17 protein-coding genes are annotated in these 24,518 nt (G+C 39.8%); 14 read left to right on the forward strand and 3 right to left on the reverse strand.

The genetic code is table 11. The annotated features are described in order from the left end of the window. Nucleotides 1-5: 5 nt before the first annotated feature. From atpG to FJX03_05755, 4 genes are all read left to right on the forward strand, one after another. Nucleotides 6-923 (forward strand): ATP synthase F1 subunit gamma, encoded by a 918-nt coding sequence (gene atpG / locus FJX03_05740; GenBank protein MBM3633186.1) that lies wholly within the window; start codon nt 6-8, stop codon nt 921-923. A 67-nt stretch (nt 924-990) separates the two neighbouring features. After that, nucleotides 991-2,442, forward strand: coding sequence for a F0F1 ATP synthase subunit beta (atpD, locus tag FJX03_05745; GenBank protein MBM3633187.1), 1,452 nt, complete (start codon nt 991-993; stop codon nt 2,440-2,442). Between the two features lie 3 nt (nt 2,443-2,445). Continuing rightward, nucleotides 2,446-2,691: an ATP synthase F1 subunit epsilon gene (gene atpC / locus FJX03_05750; GenBank protein ID MBM3633188.1), complete on the forward strand. Its 246-nt coding sequence runs from the start codon at nt 2,446-2,448 to the stop codon at nt 2,689-2,691. Between the two features lies 1 nt (nt 2,692). Next, on the forward strand, nt 2,693-3,007 hold the full coding sequence (locus FJX03_05755) for a GTP cyclohydrolase (protein ID MBM3633189.1): 315 nt from the start codon (nt 2,693-2,695) through the stop codon (nt 3,005-3,007). A gap of 2 nt (nt 3,008-3,009) precedes the next feature. On the opposite strand, the gene FJX03_05760 is transcribed toward FJX03_05755, so the two are convergent. Beyond that, entirely contained in the window at nt 3,010-3,717 is a 708-nt protein-coding gene (locus tag FJX03_05760) for a porin family protein (GenBank protein MBM3633190.1), read from the reverse strand. A gap of 566 nt (nt 3,718-4,283) precedes the next feature. Between FJX03_05760 and FJX03_05765 the strand changes: the two genes are divergently transcribed. The 4 genes from FJX03_05765 (at nt 4,284) to FJX03_05780 (ending at nt 10,613) form a co-directional block, all read left to right on the forward strand. Continuing rightward, a complete protein-coding gene (locus tag FJX03_05765) occupies nt 4,284-5,984 on the forward strand; it encodes a hypothetical protein (GenBank protein ID MBM3633191.1) in 1,701 nt (566 codons plus the stop codon). 65 nt (nt 5,985-6,049) lie between these two features. After that, nucleotides 6,050-6,970 carry a CPBP family intramembrane metalloprotease gene (locus tag FJX03_05770; GenBank protein ID MBM3633192.1) on the forward strand — a complete coding sequence of 307 codons (921 nt, stop codon included), beginning with the start codon at nt 6,050-6,052 and terminating at the stop codon, nt 6,968-6,970. 101 nt (nt 6,971-7,071) lie between these two features. Beyond that, nucleotides 7,072-7,770, forward strand: coding sequence for a nucleotidyltransferase family protein (locus tag FJX03_05775; GenBank protein ID MBM3633193.1), 699 nt, complete (start codon nt 7,072-7,074; stop codon nt 7,768-7,770). After that, entirely contained in the window at nt 7,767-10,613 is a 2,847-nt protein-coding gene (locus FJX03_05780) for a double-strand break repair protein AddB (GenBank protein ID MBM3633194.1), read from the forward strand. Before FJX03_05775 ends, FJX03_05780 begins: the two co-directional genes overlap by 4 nt. A 61-nt stretch (nt 10,614-10,674) precedes the next feature. Here the strand turns inward: FJX03_05780 and FJX03_05785 are convergent, their stop codons facing one another. Then, nucleotides 10,675-11,109, reverse strand: a complete 435-nt coding sequence (locus FJX03_05785; GenBank protein MBM3633195.1) for a hypothetical protein — start codon at nt 11,107-11,109, stop codon at nt 10,675-10,677. A 308-nt stretch (nt 11,110-11,417) separates the two neighbouring features. On the opposite strand from FJX03_05785, the gene FJX03_05790 reads away from it, so the two are divergent. The 4 genes from FJX03_05790 (at nt 11,418) to FJX03_05805 (ending at nt 19,160) form a co-directional block, all read left to right on the forward strand. Further along, nucleotides 11,418-13,460 carry a sensor domain-containing diguanylate cyclase gene (locus tag FJX03_05790; protein MBM3633196.1) on the forward strand — a complete coding sequence of 681 codons (2,043 nt, stop codon included), beginning with the start codon at nt 11,418-11,420 and terminating at the stop codon, nt 13,458-13,460. 266 nt (nt 13,461-13,726) lie between these two features. Beyond that, entirely contained in the window at nt 13,727-14,830 is a 1,104-nt protein-coding gene (locus FJX03_05795; protein ID MBM3633197.1) for a C1 family peptidase, read from the forward strand. Nucleotides 14,831-14,888: 58 nt separating this feature from the next. After that, a complete protein-coding gene (locus tag FJX03_05800; GenBank protein MBM3633198.1) occupies nt 14,889-15,761 on the forward strand; it encodes a hypothetical protein in 873 nt (290 codons plus the stop codon). Nucleotides 15,762-15,989: 228 nt separating this feature from the next. Continuing rightward, nucleotides 15,990-19,160, forward strand: a complete 3,171-nt coding sequence (locus tag FJX03_05805) for a hypothetical protein (protein MBM3633199.1) — start codon at nt 15,990-15,992, stop codon at nt 19,158-19,160. Between the two features lie 16 nt (nt 19,161-19,176). Here the strand turns inward: FJX03_05805 and FJX03_05810 are convergent, their stop codons facing one another. Further along, nucleotides 19,177-20,913: a hypothetical protein gene (locus FJX03_05810; protein ID MBM3633200.1), complete on the reverse strand. Its 1,737-nt coding sequence runs from the start codon at nt 20,911-20,913 to the stop codon at nt 19,177-19,179. A gap of 101 nt (nt 20,914-21,014) precedes the next feature. Here FJX03_05810 and FJX03_05815 point away from each other — a divergent pair, with 101 nt between their 5' ends. Continuing rightward, complete coding sequence (locus FJX03_05815) at nt 21,015-23,177, forward strand: type I secretion system permease/ATPase (GenBank protein MBM3633201.1); 2,163 nt, start codon at nt 21,015-21,017, stop codon at nt 23,175-23,177. Continuing rightward, nucleotides 23,177-24,502, forward strand: coding sequence for an HlyD family type I secretion periplasmic adaptor subunit (locus tag FJX03_05820; GenBank protein ID MBM3633202.1), 1,326 nt, complete (start codon nt 23,177-23,179; stop codon nt 24,500-24,502). Before FJX03_05815 ends, FJX03_05820 begins: the two co-directional genes overlap by 1 nt. The last annotated feature ends 16 nt before the right edge of the window (nt 24,503-24,518 follow it).

Raw genomic sequence — 24,518 nt, forward strand, 5'->3', positions numbered from 1 at the left:
ATTTTATGTCGAGCCTTAAGACACTACGCACTCGTATCCGCAGTGTGAAATCAACACAAAAGATAACCTCTGCCATGAAGATGGTAGCGGCGGCACGCTTGCGTCGTTCCCAGGAAAGAGTTGAGCTAGTCCGTCCCTATGATCGAGCTATGTATGAAATGGTAAGTCACTTATTAACACAAAATAGAAATGATCTAGCTAAAGAGCCTATTCTTTTGACAGGGCATCATAATTTGCCCATTCATCTCCTGATTGTTGTGACGACAGATCGGGGTTTATGTGGAGGATTTAATGCTGCTGTGATTCGGGAAGCAAAAGCAGTTATTAGCAAACTAAAAGCGGAAGAAAAGCAGGTAAAAATTTTTTGTTTGGGGCGAAAGGGACGAGATCTCTTGCGTCAGGAATTTGGAGACTTAATTATTGAAACGGTGCAGCATGGTCATAAAAATGCGGAAGGGAAAAAGACAGAGAACTTTACAGATGCCTTAGAATTTTCCACGAAACTTCAAGATATGCTGAAGGATCGACAGTTTGGTGAGGCCTCCATTCTGTTTACAATTTTTCACTCTGCGCTTCATCAATCTATTGCCCATCACTTTTTAGTACCTTTTCGCACAAGCACGGAAACCTCAGCGATATCTGCACCTGAATTTAAGTCTTCTTTGAATTCTCTTTATGAGTATGAACCGAATGTAGATTCTTTATTGGATTTTTTGCTGCCGCGATATTTGGCTGTAGAGATTTATCGGGTTTTATTGGAAAATGAGGCAAGCGAACAGGGGGCAAGAATGACCGCCATGGATAATGCAACGCGAAATGCGCAAGATATGATTCAAAAGCTTGCTCGAACCTATCACCAGACGCGTCAAGCTTATATTACTAAAGAGCTAATTGAAATTATCTCAGCGGCAGAGGCTATGTAAGGGTAAAAATAATGAGGTCCAAGTGGGTAAGGCCTAGAAAATTAGATTATTAAGAAGGAATGAGGATATGCCAAAACAAAAGCTAAAAGCGATTGACGGTGGTTTGAACGTCGGCAAAATTACCCAAATCATGGGCGCAGTCATCGACGTACATTTTCCAGAGAAAATTCCTTCGATTTTAAATGCTCTTCACATCCACCATGATGGTAAAATTCTTGTGCTAGAAGTTGCTCAACATCTTGGGGAAAATCTTGTGCGAACGATTGCTATGGATGCAACGGATGGCTTAACGCGTGGTCAAGAGGTTATGGACGTGGGTGAACCTATTATGATTCCTGTTGGTCCTGCGACCTTGGGAAGAATTATGAACGTCGTTGGAGAACCCATTGATAATCGAGGACCTATAAAGGGTTTGAAAACTTTACCTATTCATCGAGAAGCACCTAAGTTTATTGATCAATCGACAGAAACAGAAGTTTTGGTCACAGGAATTAAAGTCATTGATTTGCTCACCCCCTATTCCCGGGGAGGAAAGATAGGCTTATTTGGGGGAGCGGGTGTGGGAAAAACGGTTTTGATTATGGAATTAATCAATAACGTTGCAAAAGCGCATGGTGGTTATTCAGTCTTTGCGGGCGTTGGCGAAAGAACACGTGAAGGAAACGATCTTTATCGCGAAATGATAGAATCCGGTGTCATAAACTTGGAAGGGGAGGGTTCAAAAGCTGCCCTGGTTTATGGGCAAATGAATGAGCCGCCGGGTGCGCGTGCGCGTGTGGCGCTCTCAGGTTTAACGGTTGCGGAATATTTTCGTGATGAGGAAGGAAAAGATGTTTTATTCTTCGTTGATAATATATTTCGCTTTACCCAAGCGGGTTCTGAAGTTTCCGCCTTGTTAGGCCGCATGCCCTCAGCAGTGGGATATCAACCCACGCTCGCTACGGAAATGGGCGCATTGCAAGAACGAATTACAACGACAACACATGGATCAATTACCAGTGTACAGGCTATCTATGTTCCCGCAGACGACTTGACCGATCCAGCACCCGCAACCTCATTCGCACATTTGGATGCTACAACCGTTTTGAGTCGTCAAATTGCTGAGTTGGGCATTTATCCGGCTGTGGATCCCTTAGATTCGACATCACGTATTTTAGATCCTCATACTGTGGGCGATGAGCACTATGAAGTGGCTCGAGAAGTGCAACGTGTTTTACAATCATATAAATCTCTTCAAGATATTATTGCTATTTTGGGAATGGATGAACTGTCAGAAGAGGATAAAGTTACGGTTGCCAGGGCACGTAAAATTCAACGCTTTTTGTCTCAGCCGTTTTTCGTGGCGGAAGTGTTTACAGGGATGGCCGGTGCGTTTGTTCCTTTAAAAGATACCATTGCAGGTTTTAAAGGAATTGTTGATGGGGAATATGATCACTTACCCGAAGCTGCTTTTTATATGGTAGGAACCATTGAAGAAGCCGTTAAAAAGGGGAAAAAAATGGAAAAAGAGAGTGCTTAGATTATGCAATTATCTTTAATTTCTCCTGATGGAATTATTTACTCGGGTGACGTGGAAATGATTGTGGTTCCCGGCGCTAAAGGAGATTTTGGAGTTTTGCATCGGCATGCTCCTTTTATGACAATGCTGCGCCCTGGTCCGATAACGCTGTATCAAGATGGTCAAAAAGCTCAGGTTTTTAATATTTCCGGGGGGTTTTGTGAAGTGACCCCTGAGAACTGTGTGATCCTGATCGATTCGGTTCAGTAACGTGGAAGATAAAACTTTATTTGTTGTTATTCTTCGGTATCTTGTCCCTATTGAGACCATTCTTGCGCAAAGGGGGGAGCACTTAGATTTTCTTGATAAATATTATAAAGAAGGAATTTTTCAGGCTTCTGGCCCCCAAATTCCTCGATATGGAGGAGTGATTTTAGCCTCGGCACCAAATCGAGATGACCTCACTAAAATCTTAGAAGAAGATCCCTTTTACAAATATAAGTCGGCAGAGTACCAAGTCATTGAATTTGCGATCAATAAACAGTCTGATGCTTTTGCTCAATTTCTGAAAAATATCCTAAAATAGCGTTAGAATTTATAAATCAACGAAACCGTAAATTGATGAATTCTCGGCAAAATTTTACCCGTAAAGACTGTATTGGGAACATCAGTTTCTTGAGAAATATTCTTGGATTGAAAGTTGTTATAGATTCTGTAGGTATAATCAACTCTTGTTGCAAGAGAGTCCGTTAGCTTGAATTGCATGCCGACACCAGGCGCATAGCCAAAGAGCCATTTGTTTTCTTGGCCACTGGTACCCGGTGACTTTGAATTGACATACTTAATTCTAAATTGACTGACAAAAAAATCAAACTTTAAAAAGACATCTATAGTTTTTGTGAGATCTTTTCCAAAAAGAAAGCTCATACCATTAGAATATTTTTGACTGACCTCAAAATCAGCAATTCCGAAGGGTAAATTAACACCAATATTGGGATCATAGAATGAATTGCCTTTTCTTTTGATATGATATTGGTGGAGAGTGGTAAACAATTCACTTGAAAAGAAAAAGTTGGGTTGTTGATTGCGTGTACCCAAAATGAGAGATTCATTCCAGCCTGTTGTATCCATATTTAATATCAGGCTATTCTCTCCAATATTATTTTTTAGATATGCTTTAAATGTATTTTGCGATTTCGAAAGACCAAAACCGATTCCCACGTAAGGATTCCAGGAGGCTTGACTATAAGTTGATAAAGCAAAAAATGTAAATAATAACTTCAAATTTATTTTCATAAAAGTTCTTCATTTCGTTTAATGTGGACAAAATTATATTTTTTCTATTATTTTGCATCATTTTAAGATGCAAAGAATCGGTCAATTTAGTTTAGAAAATGTATATATTATTATGAAGCCTCAAGATTGAGACCTTTTTAAACAAGCAATATCATGAAGGGGGTAAAAGTTACAACCGATGAGTTGGGTGGCCAAGACAAAAATTGTGGTTATGATTTATCTCTTTTATTAAATGTAGCGAATAACATAAGCTAAAGAAATGGATTTTGGCCTATGTAAAAATTTTTATATGCGTCTTTTAGCCGCACAACTTTGTGGGTAGTGCTGATTTGCGGATAAAGTAATTTGCAGTTTTATTCTAAGAAGTTATGTATAATTTTTTACCTGCAAGAAATAACCTAGATGTGATACAAATTTTTTAGTCCCACACGTGGGTAAATTTCAAAATATAATCTTTGTAAAATCTTTAATAAATTCCTATGAAATTATTGGGTTTTTAAAAGACGTATATAAACAAAAATTTTAAATTCCAAGCTTAAAAAAATACATTAATGGAAAGTTTTGCCATGTTTTATAAAGCCTCGCTCTCTCTTATTTTTCTCTTTACTGTTTCAGGCAAATATTGTTCGGCAACAACTCTGGAAATGATAGAAGCCCTTGCTAAGGCCAAGGGTGTTGAGTTTACTCCTAAAAAAACAGCTAGAATAAGAATACAACAAGGGGGCTTAGGAGTTATAAATGAAATTTTAGTTGAGCAAGCTCAACAGAAAGAAAAACTAAGAGAAGAAGGAATTGCTCGAAAATTAGCTTTTGTACAAGAAGAGGAAGCAAATAAACGGGCTGTAGAGAGAGCCAAAGCCGAATTAGAAATAGATCAACTTAAACAACATGAAGTAATAAAGCGAGATCAAGAAAGACAGGCTCATCAAAAACTAGTTGAAGATTTGGAGCGAACCTGGACAGAAAAGCTTCAGGCACAAAAATTTTTAATGGAGCAGGCCATCTCCGATGCAAAATCGCTTTCTGGGGAAAATGGAGAAGCCGCTAGAGAAATAGTTGTTGAGGAGGGTGTCGCAGAACTTCAAGCCAGATTACAAGAAATGGAGCAGGAAAAAAATGACCTATTGAATGCTCTGGGAACATTAAAAGGGGGCCAAGTCCTTTTACCCACAAAGGGAACAGAATTCATTGTATATGGAGCGCCATACTTTCATACGCATAATCTCAAAGAACCCAATATATCCCTAGATGAAACTTTGAATCAAAAACTTAATTCTATTAAAGAGTGTGTTCAGACACTCTTAGATGAAATGGAGAAAAATGCAAAGCTCAAAGCTGTTCAACGGATGCTGACAAAACGACAACTGGAGAGATTGAAGGCAGGGGCTGAAGAATTTGATGCTGGCAATTTTTTAAGAACATTTAATGAAGTTAAAGGCCAGTTACCTACAATGACAGATAGCCCGGCATTTCAAACAATTGAGGTCGCCACAAAATGGATCGAAAAAAACCGCAAAGCCTTATCTAAAGTTGGAGAACACAGACTTTATGTTCAACGTCAGCACGAGGCCGCTCAACTTGTCCAAGATAAAATGCAAGAATTCGAGGAATTCTATGAAGATTATTTGGATAGAGTGGTTGCAGATATGTGTAAATGGCTTTCTCCAACGGCAACTGATGGGGAAGCTATAAAAGATTTAAAACGTGAGTTTAAATTAAAAATTCAGAAAGATAGCATACCGGAGCTGAAAAAATATCTCAGTGGATCAATTCCTATCTTTGGAACTACGGATTCTTTTTTGATGCAGATGTTTGTCAAATGTGGGCAAGGAAAAGAGTTTGGGAATTTTAAAGAAGTGCTTCTGGCTTATTCTGCACTCTTTAATGAATATGGCGAAATGAGTAAACTTGTTGAAGAATTATTAAATTATCAATTTTTCCAAAAACGCTACCAATCCTTGCGTAAAACTCTTGCAACTTTAGATTTAAGCCAAATTGCAGATAAAGCGATTCGAGAAATTTTAATAGTAATGAGAGACGAAGATGTGTTGGTTTACTCAGAGACAAAAACATCAATTTTTGCCGCTGCGATTCCAGGGGCTCTAAAAGAATACATTGGCAAATTCGCTATTGCTCCGGGTGAAAATTTAATAGTCAGTACCGTTGAAAAAATATTGATTGCTTATTTGCAGATTGATGCTTTTTCAAATAGTTTGAGAGCTGCAAATCCTAAGGTTATTGATTTCCATATCAAAGAGAAAAAATAATTTCTCAGCATCTCTTGGGTTGACGGCAGGTAATCGCTAATGTCACTCTTTATAGAAACAAGAGTGTGCTCACTTTGCCTACAGTAATGCGAGAAATATTTATGAATTTACAAGCCATTAGTTCTTTACTTCCTTATTTCACTTTAGGTTTGTTTATCGTGGGTTTGTTTTTGACACGATCTCGCATCATCCTCGCTCCCCTCTTTGCGGCGCAACTTGTCTTTGCCTTTATCCAAGGAGTTATTAATCCCTTAGGACTTTTCGCTATCGTTGCGTTTTGGGGATTATGCACTCTTCATTGGCGGCATTTGTCTACCAAAGAGTGGTACAATCTGATACGCATATTCGCTTTAAGTCTTGTTGCCATTGCCTTTGCCAGTCATATGGTTCCTGGATTTCATAATTTACGCTTTTTCACGGGAATTTTAATTTCGCCATCTGCTGCGCCTTTCACAATGTATTTAAATTTTGACAAAACCATTGCTGCGGTTGTGTTGGTAATGGCTAGTGGTCTATTTGTCCGGCAGGCAAATCCGTTTGGCATGAAAACCTTACGCAATACGGTCCTCATTTCTGCCTTATGCATTGCTGTCCTTATCCCGCTAACTATTTTGAGTGGGTATGTGCAGTTTGATCCAAAGTTTCCAGAAGTTTTTTGGTTCTGGGCCTTTAATAATCTTTATTTTGTGTGTTTTGCGGAAGAAGTTATTTTTCGAGGTATGATCCAAAGTCATCTGATGACTTTGGCCCATCGTTGGAAACTATCTCCTTTTATACCTATTGTTATTTCCGCAATTCTTTTTGCCGTGGCCTTACCCGGTCATCGACAAGGGGGGGTAGATTTCATGGCATTTACTGTCGTAGCTGGCTTATTTTATGGGTACGCCTATCATCGCACGCGGCGTTTAGAATCCGCTATCTTGGTGCATTTCATAGTGAACGTAACTCATTTTCTGTTTTTTACATACCCTATGTTGGCGCGATAAAATAACGAACTATAAATTTTAAAAATTCTTAATTTTCATTCCCTTCGCCATTAATTTATGTCATTTAGATATTTTAGATACGGTCATAGGAGTCACTAAAAATGATCACACAAGCCATGGTATTAGCTGCAGGTGAAGGGCGTCGATTACGCCCCCTAACGGAACATATCCCAAAACCCCTGATTCCGGTTGGAGGAAAAGCAATGTTAGATCATGCGTTGGATCAATTGTCCGCAATTGGTGTGACACGTTGTGTGGTCAATACTCATTATTTGGCGGATCAAATTCATACCCATCTTGGGGGAAGAGGATCACCGGAAATTACAATCTCTCATGAACCTGAACTTTTAGATACAGGGGGGGGTATTGCAAAAGCATTGGCGCATTTTCAAGGAGAGCCCTTTTATGTTTTGAATGCAGACATTTGGTGGGTTGATGGTCATCAGTCGTGCTTAAAACAGCTTGCCAAAGTATGGGATTCAGAAAAAATGGATGCGTTGTTGCTTTTGGTTCCTCTTGACAATGCCATTGGGTTTGAGGGCGTGGGAGATTATTTCTTGAAGTCAGATGGGCGTGTCCAATATCGAGGAGAAAAGCTCGTAGCACCTTATATATTTTCTGGGATTCGTATCCTTCATCCTCACCTTCTAGAGAATGAAAAAATTCACCCTTTTTCGATTATGCCCTTTTTTCACAAAGCCGAAAGAGAGGGACGTCTTTATGGTGCAGTATTTGACGGGGATTGGGGAGATATGGGGACACTGGAAAGTTTAAAGGAAATTCAAGAGGTTGTTGGATGATCTCTTCTCCCGAACGTCCGCTGAAAGGCCTCTGTGCAGTTCCTCTTGGCGTTCCTTTTTTACCAACTTTAGTTGAGAAACTGATAGGTGAAACAGCCTCTGACCCCTTAAGTTTAGGACGCTATTTAGTCATTCTTCCCACCCGCCGTGGGTGCTTAATGCTTCAAGAAGCTTTCCTGAAAGCAACGCGGAAGGGTTGTCGAATTCTCCCTCGAATTATGGCTCTGGCGGATATCGAGGAAGGAGCAGAGCTACCCGGATATAGCCCCCTTACTCTTTTGCCGTTGGCAATGCCTTCCTCGCAGAGATTGGGCTTGATGAGTCAACTGGTGTTGGCCTTTGAACGGCAAAAAGAAGGAGGGCATCAAAACCCAGCGGGGGCCGTACGTTTGGCTCAGGAACTCATGCATTTAGTAGACGAAGTTGAAACGACCGGTTTAAATTTGAGCGATCTAAAAACGTTGGTGGGTGCGGATTATGCTGTTCATTGGCAATTAACACTGGATTTTTTAAAAATCCTGACAGATTTATGGCCCCCCATTCTAGACCAGGCGGGTTACATAGAACCAGCAACGCGAAAACGTCTTATTTTAGAGCAAGTAGCGACTCATTGGAGTCCCCATTATCCTGTTATTTTAGCTGGGACAACGGCCACACGCCCTGCAACGGCACAATTGGCGAAAGCTATTCTGAATTTTAACAATGGTTGCGTTGTTTTAGCAGGTGTTGATCGCTCTCTTGTGTCAATAAATGAGGAGGCGTTACCTCTGACACACCCTCAATATACTCTTCATCAATTCATGACTTATTTGCAATCTCCTGTTATGTGGTTAGAGGGGGCTGCGCCAGTCTCTGCAAGATCAGTGGTCTTGTCTATGGCAATGTCCGCAAATCCGCAAGAAGAATGGCGCATTTCCCCAAAGATGGCTGAAGAGACATTATCTTCTCTACAAGGCATTGAGGCCCCTTCTGTTTTGGAAGAAGCTCGCCAAATTGCACTGATTATGCGCTATGAATTAGAACAACCAGAACAAGTAATTGCTCTGGTAACACCGGATGGAGAGTTAGCACGTCGGGTTCGAGCAGCGTTAGGGCGGTGGGGATTGCACGCAAATCTATCCAGTGGGCTACCCTTTACTCAATCAGTCGTCGGGCGTTTTTTGGCCTTAACGAGTCTACTGGCGCAGGACTTTGGTGCGGCGGATCTGTTGGCGCTTCTTAAACATCCTCTCTATGCGAAAGGGCGCGATCGAGTATCACATTTAATAGAAACTCGTCGTTTTGAGATGGCTTCGTTGCGAGGCACTCACCTATTAGAGATGGAAAAATTACCTTTTCCCGGGTATGAATTATGCATTCCGTTATTAGCTTTAAATGATGGTCAAACTCATTCTTTTGCCGATTTCTTAAAGGCACATAAAGCGATTGCTGAAGCTTTAGTGGGGGCAGAAGATTCAAAGTCGTCTTTTCTTTGGGCGGAAGAAGATGGTCAAGTTGCTTCAGACTTCTTTGAAGATTTACTCGAACATGCCCATTGCTACCCCTCACTTATGGGAAAGGATTATTCACTTTTTTTGCGCAATCTGATGGCCCAGGAAGTGGTTAGAGATCGTGAAGGGATTGGGTCGCGAATTTTGATTTTGGGGGCGTTGGAAGCGCGTTTATTACACGCTGACGTGGTAATTTTAGGGGGATTGAATGAAGGGTCCTGGCCTGGAGTTATTGAGGATGATCCCTGGCTTAGTCGTTCCATGAGAGAATCCTTCGGATTGCCTCCAACGGAACGTAAAGTAGGATTATCCGCCCATGATTTTTGTACAGGGATGACGGCACAAAAAGTGTATATGACTCGTTCTCTTAAGAGAGCGGGCGCTCCCACGCTCCCCAGTCGTTGGTGGCAACGTCTTTCTGCATTATTGGCTACAGGTGGGGGAGAGCTGAAATCAACTCAACCTTGGTTAACTTGGTCGACGCTTCTTGATCAACCCCAAGAGCACATTAAGTTTGCTCCTCCGGCACCTTGCCCCCCGCTTTCTGCTCGACCACGTCGCTTGTCTGTGACAGAAGTGGGAACGCTTCTTCAGGATCCCTATAGTATTTACGCAAAGAAGATTTTGAATATTAGACCCCTGGATCCTCTGGATGCAGATTTATCTTTGGCAGAACGGGGACAAGCCATTCATCAGGCTTTGGATGCTTTTGTGAGGTCGGGTGTAAATCCGGCTTCTTCAGAAGCTATTACAGTTCTTGAAACTATGGGAAGAGAAGCTTTTGGAAACCTACTTATGGATCCCAGAGCGATGGCATTTTGGTGGCCGCGGTTTCAACGAGTAAGTGTATGGTTTTTAAGTCAGATGGTCAAAGATCAATCGCATATTTACCAGATTAAAACAGAAGTTGAAGGAGCCATAGAAATTCCAACGGCCAGAGGTCCGATTGTGCTGACCTCAAAAGCTGATCGAATTGATATTATGACAACGAAGCAAGCCTGTATCATTGATTATAAGACGGGCAGTGTGCCCTCTAGAAATTTTGTGCTACGAGGTTTGGCTCCTCAATTGTCTCTTGAGGGCGTGATTTTGAAGGTTGGAGGTTTTTCAGATTTGCCGGCTCTTGAGGTTGAAAATTTATGTTATTGGCGTGTAACGGGGGGAACTCCTGTGGGGGAGATCATTTCGTTTGATGATGCATCGACATTAATATCTTCGGCTGAGCACGGGGTGCGGCGATTGTTTGAAATTTTCTTAAGTAAAGAAATACCATTTCATGCCTGCCCTGATCCTCTCCTCATTCCTGTCTATCACGATTATGCGCATCTAGAACGTATTAAAGAGTGGGGATAAAAATAATTTTGCGTTTTCCCGCAGGGTCTTGCTGGTCTTATAAAGCGCCAAAAGAATGAATTTACTGACTCAAATGTGAAATTCTAAATTCCAACAAATCAATGTTCTCAGAATATCCAGTTTTAAAATGGGCGCGATAAAAACATCGAGTTATATTTCCAACTCTTTCTGATTTTCTATACTCAATTTGTGCTATCCACGGTTTCTTTTTGCCCTGGATTCCAGACATAATAATTTCCTCTCGATACTCCGGGGTGATGAACCAAGGTATTCCGTTTATGGGAACAATAAGTCTGGTTTGTGTTTTATCAAATTTAGCATGACTTAAGTTATCTATAAAACCCTTTACAGTTTCAGGTGTTGAAAAAATTGGGGGAGTAATAGGATTCGCTTTCTCCAAATCCGTTTCAGATGCGAATAAAGGAGAAAGGACTAACAGTTGAGTTAGTAAAAATAATATAAATGTGAGTTTAGGGTTCAAAAAATTTGATAACATTTCCTATAAGACCATTTGAATTTATTATTGCTTATCATAAAGGAGTACCTTTGAAGACATATATTTCACAAACAACATTATTATTCATAATGATGGATTTTTTAAATATCAATAATAATAATTTTTTTGAATTCGTTATGGCCAATTTAATAACAAAAAACGACAAATATTTAAGGTTTAAGCGGTCAAGTTTAAATTATTATAAATTTTAAAAAATTCTTTTTAACACTTTATTAGGCTTTGTTTTGTTAAATTTAAGGCAGTCCCATTGCAACTCACAAGTCGGTATAGGAGTGAAAATATTCATCATGGATTTGCCGTCAATTTCCAAGAAAATCATTCCTATGTTTGCTGCCTCCTTATCGATGATTATTGGCGCCCTAGTGATATGGGGTTGGCACACGAATAATGTGACTTTAATCCAAGTTCAGCCCCAATTTGCTGGGATGCAATATAATAGCGCACTGTGCTTTATTGCAGCGGCTATAGGTATTATAGGGATTTGTAAAAATTGGCGCTTACTTCCCTTTTTAATGGGAATTTTTATCATGGGTGTAAGCTACCTTACCCTCATTGAATATGTTTTCCAAATAAACTTGGGTATCGACGAACTTTTTATGCACGTTGCTCCTGGCGCTCAAAATTCTATGCCAGGGCGCATGTCCCCGAATGGTGCGCTGATACTCAGTCTTATGGGCACCTCCATTTTTATTTTAAGCAATTATGTAAGGTCTAGGTTAGAGATAAGGAGTCTGCTCTTTATTCTGATGGTTCTGACTTTAATCCCCTTAGCAATGAGTTTTGTCGGAATATTTGGCTACATAGTGGATATGCCAGCAACTTATGGTTGGGGCAGTTATACGCGTATGGCAATTCATAATACGATTACAAATATTCTTCTTTGTATAGCTCTGATATCGATTATTTGCATCAAAGCTTCTGAAGCAAATTTTTCTTTTTTATCCTGGGTTCCTTTGCTCGTTTTTGTTGTCATTGAAGTTATAACACTATCGTTTTGGGAAGCATCTTTGGCATATATCGAAAAAAATAAACATCAACGGAACACCTTAGCAGCTCAGAGCGTAAAAAATGTTATAAGAGAAGAATTGGAATATAGGACGGAATCCTTGTCGCGGATGGCTAAGAGATGGGAATCTCGAAAGGGAGGCACTCCTTATCAGGAATGGTCTCAAGATGCTTTGAATTCTATTGCTGACCAACCGGGTTATGAAGCCATTGAGTGGGTAGACGCCGAGTATTTTGTTAAATGGATTGCGCCTTTACGCGGCAATGAGGCGGCTTTAGGCCTTAATCTTTTGGATGGTAAAAAACGATCACGTCATTTGGAAACTCTGCGTCAAGATGGGAAAACTATCATAACCCCTATGCTAACATTGACCTCTGGTGAAAATGGATTTTTGATTTATACCCCCGTAGGGCGCGGAGAAAATTTCCAAGGAATTATTGTTGGTGTTGTGAATGCCAAAGCATTTTTTGAAGAAGTGTTTCGAGAAGCGATTACCGACTATAATATTGCTATTTACTACCACAATGGAATCGTTTATCAACGCCATCCGGATCTTGGTTACCCGACTGATAATAATAGTATTACATATGAAGTCACGGATTATGAATGGTCAATTACCTCTTGGCCTGTTCCCGCCCTCGTAGCTAAACAACAATCCTGGCTTCCTTATGTGATTTTGATTATTGGATTTATTGTCGCAACAATGCTGGCCTTAATTGCCCATTTAGCACAAATAGCCCATCGAAATGCTCTGCAAGCAGCTGCTGAAATTAAGACGCGACGAAAAACCGAACAACAACTTATTCTGTATTCGAAAAAATTAAAAAAATTATCTCTCTTGGATTCTTTAACGGGAATTAATAATCGTCGCTCCCTTACAGCTATTCTCCAAACAGAAATGACTCAAATAAAAAAGGGACAGAAATACCTCTCTATTATATTGCTCGATATAGATTTTTTCAAAAAAATTAATGACACTTATGGCCATGTCACGGGAGACACAGTTCTCCAAAAAGTTGGAAGTATACTGAAGAAAAACACACGTTCTGTGGATACGGTCGCTCGATATGGAGGGGAAGAATTCTGTATTGTTTTGAATAATGCTACCGACCGCGAAGCTTATGAAGTTGCCGAAAAATTACGACACTTGCTTGCCCAACAAATATTTCATAGCGAAAAGCAGCATACGTTTCAGATAACCTGTAGTTTTGGGGTCTATCAAGTCCCCTCTAACACAAAGAAAATTACCCAAGTTTTTGAAATTGTGGACGGAGCCCTCTATACAGCTAAAAATTCAGGACGCAATTGTGTTGTATTGGTGTAAGGAAACTCTTCCCACAAATCTTTCTTGGCAGGCTCATTTTACTATTCTTTTCTCATTCGATCCGTTACTTTTATTTTCTAAAAAATATCTATCAAAATTCATAAAATAATAAGATTCCCTTCATTTTTAAGATAAAAAAGAATGTCCGTAATTTGTACTTATGTATGTACTTACGATTATTTTGCGGATAGGAGAAAGCGAGATTTTTAAAATAGATTAAGCGAGTTCAAGGTTCACTAACTTAAAATTATGAGAGAGGGTTAAGCATGATTTCTCAAAAAAAACTTTTTATTAATACATTAAGTACTCGCTTTAGATGGTTAACAATTAAAAGCTGCTTTCTGGGAAGCCTGACTGTTTTTGCCAGTTGGCAAGCCTCTCCTTGCAGAGGTTTCGATGAATTTAATCAAAGTGAAGATGCTTTTCGATACCAAAGTCATTATCATTTTCATCCTGAAAATGGCACACCCCAATTTTGGTCGCATAGGGAAAGGGTTAGAAATATTGGGCTAACAAGAGAGCCTGTGGAACGGTATCGCCCGAGAAGTATTTTATCCTTACCACAATCTTCTGAAGAAATTTTTACTAAGCATTTCGCAGAGACAAATTCGACAGTTTCTAACTCAAAAGCCATAATACTGGGGACAAATGATTGGAGACAATCCGTTGAACATCAAGGTGATCTCGGAACTTGTGCAAGTTTTGCAACGGTAGAAGGTTTGAAATTTGTTCATAAAAACACTTCTCTTTCTCACCCTTATCTTATTGTAAAAGCAGAAAAACGCGATGATTGTATAAATAACGGTATTTCACTTGGTCATACGATGGATACAGCTCTTGATATTGGTGTCGTTGATGGAAATTTGTGGCCCTACAAACCTTACGCTGCTTCAGTAAAAGCCACAAATAGTGAGATTAGAGATCCAGATCATTGGAATATTTGTTTAAATCCCCCTTTTACGAAACTTGTCGAAAAAAACTTTGTTAAATATGCTTTTGAGGATGTAAAAAGCCTCTTTTTATCGGAACAAAGACGTTGCAAAATTGGTGAACGTTGCGAATTTTCCAAAAGCTTGACCATCTGTCAAGCGCTTACAGAAAACAAATGTCCTGTTATTATTTCAGTTCCAGTTGATGTGGGGGGTTGGCCAATATCAGGTGTGATTGAAACGCTCAATAGAGCAAACGGTTTTCATGCGATTACGATCTACGGATATGACCCCAAAACCGAATTTTTTTATTTTAAGAATACGTGGGGGCAAAATTGGGGCGAGCAGGGTCATGGTCGTATGAGTTTTTCTTATGTCGATAAGCATGCTAGTGAGGCATGGGTTGGCATAGGGGGAAGATTATTAGCATTTACGCAGTAAAGGCTTAGATAAACGTTAATTCTTAAAGAGTTTCAAATATATTATGGGAGAACAGTGAATGAAAGTATTTTTAAGTAGAGTTTTTGGTATTCCGTTTTTTACCGCTTTTGTCTTTTTTAGCTTGCCAACACAGGCTATTCAGTTCGGATTTGTATATGATTATCGTCTGGATGAGCCTTCTAAAAGAATTTTGGGAGATGCCGCTGGTAAATTAAGCCGTGCCATTATTACGGAATATCCAAAACACCCAAGAGACCAAAAATTTGATGTTGTAATAACCGTCAAGCTACAAAGCATTGATGGTGAGGGTGGAACCTTAGCCCAAGCTGGTCCCACCAAATTTGTGACATATAATCATGATGGAGGACAATACGTTACCGCTGGAACACTAGAAATTGACTTAGCAGATTTAAGAAGTCCTGGCCTTCTCAATATTGTTACGCATGAAATCTGTCATATTCTTGGTTTTGGGACTTTGTGGGAAGAATATAAACTCGTTAACACTAATGCTGCTGGTGAACAGTATTTTATAGGGACTCACGCAGCTCAAGCTTATACAAACTTAAGGGGTCGTCAAGGTTTAAGGGATAATCGGCTATGGAGTGTGCCGTTGGAAAGTGGAGGGGGTCCCGGCACCATCGGCGCTCACTGGTCTGAAACGGAATTTTATAATGAGCTTATGACAGGCTATTATAACGAGAATATCACTAATCCCTTGAGTTCCGTTACATTGGCTTCCTTCGTTGACTTGGGTCATAAGGTTAACTATACCAGTGCTGATCATTATCAATTACCAAGGACTATTAATTCGGGTGCGTTCATAGGTGCTCAATTGGGGCAATATAATTATAACAGAAGGCCCTATCATAACTGTACGCATCATTTACATTATACGCCCTATAATTGTGGTGCCACATGCGCAGTTCAATAAAAAATTGTTCGTATCATTTTGAAAAAAGTGCGGCAAAATCATAAATAAACAGTATTTAGCAAATTTAGAGCTGCCCTATCCGAAATGGACTTGGCGGCTCTTTGTTGTTTCGGCCCTCTACAGGACAAATAAATTGGAAATATTTATTTTGATATGAGGTAATTTGGAGTAGTCTATAACAGAATCTTATCCGGCTAAATTAAGTAAATTATAAGGAGTTACGCCCCCTTGAGTACAGCTCAATTCTTGGCAGCAGATCCAAAAGTGAGTGCGTGGGTGGTCGCATCTGCGGGTACGGGCAAGACAAAGGTTTTGACAGATCGCATATTAAATTTACTTCTTCAAGGATTTGCTCCTGAGCGTATTTTATGCTTAACATTCACAAAAGCTGCAGCCTCAGAAATGGCTAATCGTTTAATGAAACGATTAGCGCACTGGGCGACATTACCGGAGCTTGAGCTGAAGCGAGACCTTCAGGAAATCTCAAGTGAGACAATCATATCTCTTCAACTTATTTCGCGAGCGCGACAATTATTTACCCTTGTATTAGATGCGCCAGGTGGCATGAAAATTCAAACCATTCATGGTTTCTGTCAATCAGTTTTGTCTCGTTTTCCTATTGAAGCAGGAATTCCTCCCCATTTCCGCGTTTTGGATGATTTGTTAGCGGAAGAATTGTGGCTGGAAGCCCAGCGTCGCGTATTTGCGAAGCCCTCATCTTTAGCTGATGCAGCGCTTTCCACGTTAAATCCCTATATGGCGGATCAGAGATTCAGTTCAATCTTAAACGATTTTTACTATGATCGATCGCGCATTGAAGTGCTTCTCAAAAGATATGATAATTTGTGGGATTATGCGACTGAACTATTGGCCTTTTTAGAAGTTGATAAGCGACTTGAAAATCCCGAAGAGCTTTTACAGCCTGATTTAATATCGAGACTAAAAACTCAATTTGAGCCCTTCGAGACTGATTTCGAGGCTTATATAAAAACATATTTGACACAAAAAAATGAAATACGCAAAAAACTGAAACCGGAACAAATGCCTCAGGCGGAACGTGTATATCAATTTGTGCGCTCCTTATCCGCTTTGGAAGTTGTCCAACGCACAATTGCGACTTTAGCGCTTTTTCAAGAGATTATTCAAGATTACCAACATCAGAAATCCCGTCGCAGCGTATTAGATTATGATGATCTAATTCAAAAGACCCAGAACTTATTAAATCAGCCGGGTATTGCGGCATGGGTATTATATAAATTAGATGGAGGTATTGATCACTTATTAGTTGATGAAGCCCAAGATACAAATGCAGATCAATGGGATATTATTCTCAGTTTAACTTCAGAATTCTTTACACAAAATAAATCTCGTCGAACAATTTTTGCGGTGGGGGATCCCAAGCAATCGATTTACAGTTTTCAAGGGGCAAACCCGGAAGATTTTCTAAAAATAAAAGATCATTTTTCTCAGTTGTCACAAAAAGGGGGCCAGAATTGGCGAGACGTTCGATTGGATTTATCTTACCGGTCAACGGCAACTATTTTGAATATTGTTGATGAAGTTTTTGCCAATGATCAAAACAAAAAAGGTATCTGCTTTGATAGTTCAGATATAATTCATCATGCTCATCGAGAACCATCGATCGCGCATCTTCCGAGTTTAGTGGAATTATGGCCTCTGATTGAGCCGGAAGAAGATGATGGAGAATTGGGTGAGTTGGAATGGCACTTGCCTTTAGAACGTGTAGATCGTGCGAGCCCACAATCTCGTCTGGCGCACTATTTAGCGGAGCAAGTTGAGAGCTGGATTCATGCTAAAGGTCTCTTGCCCTCAACGCATCAGCCCATACAACCTCGGGATATTCTTATTCTGGTTCGTAAGCGCAGTATCTTGGGGCAAGAAATCATACGTGCTCTTAAGAAGCGGAATATTCCTGTTGCAGGTGCAGATCGACTAATATTGTCAGATCATATTGCCGTCATGGATCTCTTGGCTTTGGGTCAATTTTCCGTTCTTCCAGAAGATGACCTCAGTTTGGCCAGTATTTTGCGCAGCCCCTTAATCGGAATGAGTGAGGATGACTTGTTCAGTCTTGCCCACGGACGTCCGGGGACACTTTGGGCGTCATTGTCAAAAAATGCTCAAGAGAAACTTTCATTTCAAGAAGCATATATTTGGTTAAAAGCATGCTTAAGGGAAGTAGATCTGTGTCCAGTATATGAATTTTATAGTTGGGTATTAACGCAGCAAGAAGGGCGCTGTCGATTTTTAAGTCGTTTAGGGCATGAAGTAGAGGATGCTTTAGAAGAATTTTTGAGCCTTTGCCTAAATTATGATCAGGAGCATGCAGGATCTCTCCAAGGATTTATTCACTTTATGACTCATCAGACCCAAGAGATTAAGCGGGATACATCTGACACGATTCATAACCAGGTTCGGTTGATGACGGTACACGGGTCTAAAGGACTTCAGGCACCCATTGTCATTTTACCCGAAGCTGCCGAATCTGGAAAAGAGCGCGCGGATTCTCTTTTATGGACAGATAAACTTGTGATGTTACGACCAACTCAAGTTCAAGATACCGCCGATACTAAGTATTTTAAAGATAAGGAATGGCAAGCGACCACTGAAGAGCGACGTCGATTATTGTATGTAGCGTTGACGCGGGCTCAAGATCGTCTTTATGTTGGGGGATGGAAATCAGCGAGAGAGTTAGCCAAGGACTGTTGGTACCAAGTTATAAAAGATGCATTATACATAAAGTCTGAAAGCAATGTATATTCCCATGATCAACAGATTCTCCCCCCAGACATAAACACATTTAACTCCTCTGAAGCTTTTGTTGAAGATGTATTGACCTTACCAGAATGGGCTCTTACCTCTCCCCTTGAGATGCCTAAAACTCTGAACGATTCTCAATGGGAAAAGAGTTATTCCTTAAAAGCAATTGAGCGTGGCATCCTTATTCATAGGTTATTTGAATATTTGCCTGAATTGGAAACGCATCTTCGGTATGGGAAAGCTTGTCAGATAATCGAGAAGGAAGGCCTCCTTATCTCTGATTGGCAAAGCGATATTGAGACAACTTTAAAAATTTTAAATGATCCCAATCTTGCGGACATATTTGGGCCTCATTCTTTGGCTGAGGTACCTGTAAGTGGTGTTGTCGATGGCATACCTTTTCAAGGACGTATTGATCGCCTCCATGTAACGGAGGAGACACTTACAATTATTGATTATAAATCCGATCAAAATCCTGCGGGTTCTGCAGAGGATATTCCAGACACCTATAAAAGGCAACTTGAGGGATATGCAGCCGCACTGAAATCAATATACCCTAAACATCGAATTCGCAAAATTATCCTTTGGACAACGGGTCCAAAGGTTCAAATCTTGTGATGTTCACTTCAAATTTTTAAGTCTTAGACTCTGAGAGTTCATTTTCAGATAGAGCATCCTCACGCTCTTCCTTCCTGGCTTCAAAAACACTTTTTCTTTTTAGGGCAACTTTTTTAGGTGTATTTTTTTCAGTCTTTAAGCCATTTTCGAAAAAGTTAGGAGTATAGCCCGTTAGTTGTAGGGCTGCTTCAAAATCTTTTTTGTCTGATGCGGAATCTGCTACGTTCTCTTCCTCTTCCTCAAATTCTCCTCTGGCTATATGTTTTTGAAATTGACCGGTAGCAACACTTAAAACAATTGTATTGATGTCTGCAGTGGCATCAACCGTTGTGCGGGTTGCTTCCGTTATGAACACATCATTTGCAGAATCTAAATTATCAATAAGGGAACGTTTAGCAACTATAAATTCGTTTAGGTAGGCATTGCGAATATTTCGTTTTTCTTTAATTAACTTTGTAAGATGCGCAGATTTTGAAAGAGCGTTTTTATGTTCTGCGTAAGAAGTGCGGACAGTTCGTTCTATTTGTCGAAGAGAAAGACCTAAACGTGCGTGTGATTCTGAAAGACGTTTGATGGTTTCTCGAGATTTTGCTAAATCGGCTCCGCCATTAAACAAGTTATGACGAGCAACAACCATAGCTGTCAGTCGACCTTGAGATCCAGTTGTGGCGCTCATGTTCCGATCTTTTTCTCCTTCTAATTCCAAGGTAATTGTGGGAACAAGTTTCGAGCTGCTTTCTTTATTGGTGGATTCTGCAATTTGAACGTTACTTTTAGCAACCTTAATTGCGTTGTTGTTGTCGATAGCCATACGAACGGCCATTTCAATGGAATCAGGAATTAAATAAGCGGGGAGTTTAATGCGCTTAATTTGATCAGGTGCTTCCTTACCAACCACCTCAATAAATTTTGCTTTTGCAACTTCTAGATCAGATTGAATATTTGATTTCGTAACAAAAGTATCTTGTAAACGAGAGTCAACTTGATATAAATCCGAAATTGGAGCTGCGCCAGCTTGAACAATTTCTGCTACTTTTTCCTTCATGGATTGATGAAACCGAATGTTATTATCAGCAATTCGTAAGAGACGTTGCAGTCTGCGAATATCGATAGCTGCTGTGGCAGCATCTAGTATGGCTGTATCGGTGGTTATTCCAAGTGTTCCTCGGGCTTGTTGTTCTTGCGAGCGTGCACGAGCTACACGTGATGAAGTTGCATTCCCATCAAATAGAATCTGCCGAATGATAACAGAAGGGTCACTGCGGGTTGTGCTAATTGTTCCTGAGCTGGCAAGGGGGTTCAGGGAGTTAATACCAAAACTGCGGCGAAAATTGTCTCGTCCGACACTGGCACGTAAATCAACTGTGGGCATATATCCGGCTTTAGCTTGTGTAATAACTTCCTCGGCTGCACTTAAAGCTTGTTTGTCAGCATTGATGCTGGGTTGATGAGTTAATGCTTCTTTAATAATGCCTGAAAGACTACTTGCTGAAGACTTAATAGGTTGTTTGTATTGAGTTAGTGTATCGTGTGAAAAAGGGGAAATTTCACTCGCAATCTTATTTTCAGATTCTGCATTCGCAGCCTCATTACTCATTTTTGCCTTAATTGGGGAAGGGGGTGGTGGTAAGGAAGCCTTGCTCATCGGAGTATACCCAAGTATGAAAGACAAAGCAAAATAAGGCCCAATTTTTGTTAGACTTATTCTATTCATATCACTGCCTCTATATCCTCTTTTATATAATGATATCATTATATTAAAAATTTTATATATTTTTTTATCTAAAATTAAGATAGTTGAAACTTTTTGTGTGGTTTGATTGAGGGGTAAGGTATGATTAAGGGTGCATTTTTATGGCTAATGAACGCGAAACTGGGCCGAGAGAAAGTCTTAAGTATGGAGATGCTTTACTCCATTGCTTAGAGATTATATCGGGTTTGTTAAATTATCGCGTTTCCACGGAGTCTTTTAAAGCAGGTTTGCCTATTGGGCCAAAGGGATTTTCTCCGGCAATGTTATTGCAAGCCGCCGAACGGTTTAATTTTAAGTCAAAAATAGTCGCCCGTACACTCAATGAACTTTCTTCCCATTTATTACCTTGTATTCTCATGATGAGAGGAGGAAAAGCTTGTGTTTTGGTGGCCATAGATGAGTTTGTCGCTACAGTCTTTTTCCCGGAGGAAAAAAAAACACCCCAAACCCTACCAATTGAAGAATTAAGAGAACAATATACAGGTAAAATGATTCTTGTGGCTCATAAGCCATTGGAAAAAGAGGAATCAAGAGATACACCTCTCTCGTGGTTTTGGGATACCTTAAAAGTTTTTAGCTCAATTTATACTCAAGTTGTTTTGTCTTCAGCATTAATAAACCTTTTCTTATTGGCGGGCACATTATATGCAATGAATATTTATGATAGAGTATTGCCAAATAAAGCTTTTGATACATTACTAGTTTTGTCTATTGGTATATTTGTAATTTATTTCTTTGATTTTGCGTTGCGCATGATACGGGGATACTTTGTGGATATTGCTGGAAAAAATATGGATGTATTGTTGGGGAGCTTTTTATATCAGCGTATTTTAGGTTTACAATTTATCCACCGCCCTGCATCTGCTGGTGGACTTGCGCATTATTTAAAAGAATTTGAGGGGGTTCGAGAATTTTTTTCATCTACAACTATTGTCACTCTCGTTGATATTCCTTTTGCCATATTATTTTTGATTGCAATCGCTATGATTTCAATATCTATGGTCATGGTTCCTATTACAGCCATCGTTCTTATTTTGATTATTAGCTTTGCAATGCAACCGGCAATGAAGGGGTCCGTTAAGAATCTTCTATCTCAGATGGAATATAAGCATGGAATTTTGATGGAATCTTTGTCTGGGCTTGAAACGGTTAAATCTATGAATGCAGAAGGGAGAATGTTGCATAAGTGGGAAGAATCGGTTTCAGGAGCAGCTTTAGCTGCCAACAGAGTGTATTATATGTCGCTGCTTTCCTCTAATGCGATCTTTTTTATACAAAATGCGGCATACGTTTTTCTGATAGTTATCGGTGTTTATGAAGTTGCAGCAGGCACATTATCTGTTGGAGGTTTGATTGCGGCCACAATCCTAACCACGCGGGCAATTGCATCAATGGGAAGTGTCGTTGGGTTAACAGCACGCTTTAACCAAGCTTATGCTTCCTTAAAACTTCTTGATCTAATCGTAAATTTGCCGGCTGAGCGACCTCCCTCTATGCGATACATTCACCGCAACATTTTTGAGGGAGAAATTGATTTTATAGATGTAGAATTTGCCTATCCTGGTCAGAAATTAAAAGCGTTAAGAAATCTTTCTTTTAAAATTAAAGCTAGAGAAAAAGTAGCATTAATTGGTCGAATGGGTTCTGGCAAAACGACAATAGAAAAGTTACTCCTGGGGCTATATTACCCCAATTCGGGAACTATTTTAATTGATGGCATTGATATGCGCCAATTAGATCCCGTAGAAATTCGCTCTTCAATTGGGTACGTATCTCAAGAGATTTTCTTATTTAGAGGCACTGTTCGGGATAATATTGCTATTGGAAATGTGACAGCCGATGATCAGCAAATTTTGAGAGCTTCCAAACTTGCTGGTGTTGATGATTTTGTGCGTCAACATCCGATGGGGTATGATATGCCAATTGGTGAAGGTGGTTCTGGCTTATCAGGGGGACAGCGTCAATCTATTGCCATTGCAAGAGCCCTTCTTCATGACCCCTCAATCTTAGTTTTGGATGAGCCTTCGGCCTCTATGGATCCTGAATCTGAATTTTTGTTGATTAAACGCTTAGAAGAGCATATTCCTGAAAAAACTCTCATTGTTGTGACTCATCGTAATTCAGTTTTATCTTTGGTAGATCGTATCATTGTCATTGATCAAGGACGTATAGCAGCTGATGGTCCGCGGGATAAAATTTTAGAATTACTTGTTAAAGGATCTGTAACTCAAGAATCTCCTATAGAAGAAGAGGAGGCTGATTAATGTCGCTGCCTCCTGAACAAGATCTGGATTTTTTACCGCCACGAGTGGCTGCTCTTGTGCGTGTCGGTCACAAGAAAACATATTTGACTCAAAAAATTATTCTTCTCTTCTCTATGGTTTTTATTGTTTGGGCACATTTTTCTGAACTCCACGAAGTTACAAAGGGAACAGGTAGAATTGTTTCTTCGACTCATATTCAAACCATTAGCAATCTAGAGGGCGGTATTGTTAAGGAGATTTTAGTGCGCGAAGACCAGCAAGTTATGCAAGGTCAGGTTCTTGCTCGTTTAGATCCAACAATTTCTCACGCGAAATATATACAAGATACTGAAAATTACTATAGATTTTTGGCCACTTCTGAAAGATTACGTGCGCAAATTGCGAATAGAGAATCCTTTGTTCCCAGTCAAGACCTAATGATGAATGCACCGAATCTGGCTCTTCAGGAACAACAACGTTTTTTATCAAATAAGCTAAAAAAACAAAATGATATACAAATTGCGAAAAAAGATTTTCAAATCAAAAAACAAGAAGTTTATGAAACAAAAGCAAAATTAACAGATGCTCAGAAGCAATACGAATATGCTTCAGAGCAAGCTAAAATTGTAAAGCCACTTTATGAAAAAAAAATATATTCAAAAGTTGATTATATAAAAATAAGTAGAGATTTGGCTGAGCAGGAGGCACAACAAAAAGTATTGTCATCAAGTTTGAAACGGCTCACCGTATCCTTGGGACAAGCCAAAGATAAACTTACTCAAATTCAAATTCGCTATAAAAATGAAGACCTACTTGAACTTCGTGATGTTGAAGGAAGATTAGCCGAAGCGAGAGGCGCCCAAACTACAGATCGTGACCGTGTTATGCGTATGGAAATTCGGTCTCCCATTACAGGAACAATTCGTGATTTAAAAATACGCACTGTGGGGGGAACTGTCCAGCCTGGTGAAGCCATGATGGATATTGTTCCTTTAAACGATACATTGGTGGTTGAAGCTCAAATTGTCCCGGCAGATGTTGGTTTCATTAGACAAGGCATGGAAGCCACAATAAAAGTTACAGCTTTTGATTTCAGTAGTTATGGAGGACTTCAAGGGGTAATTGAAGACATTAGTGCAGACACAATTACAGATAAGCGAGAAGTAACTTTTTATCGTGTTTTATTGAAAACGAGTTCCAGTGTGCTTGTAAAAGATGGAAAATCTCATCCGATATTGCCAGGTATGCAAGTTGAAGTGGATATTTTGACAGGGAAGAAATCTATTCTTGCTTACTTCATGAAGCCGTTTACAAGAGCCCTATCAAACTCAATGACGGAACGTTAAGACTTATTAAAGGGAC

The sequence above is a fragment of the Alphaproteobacteria bacterium genome (assembly GCA_016870095.1).
GTDB lineage: Bacteria > Pseudomonadota > Alphaproteobacteria > Paracaedibacterales > VGCI01 > VGCI01.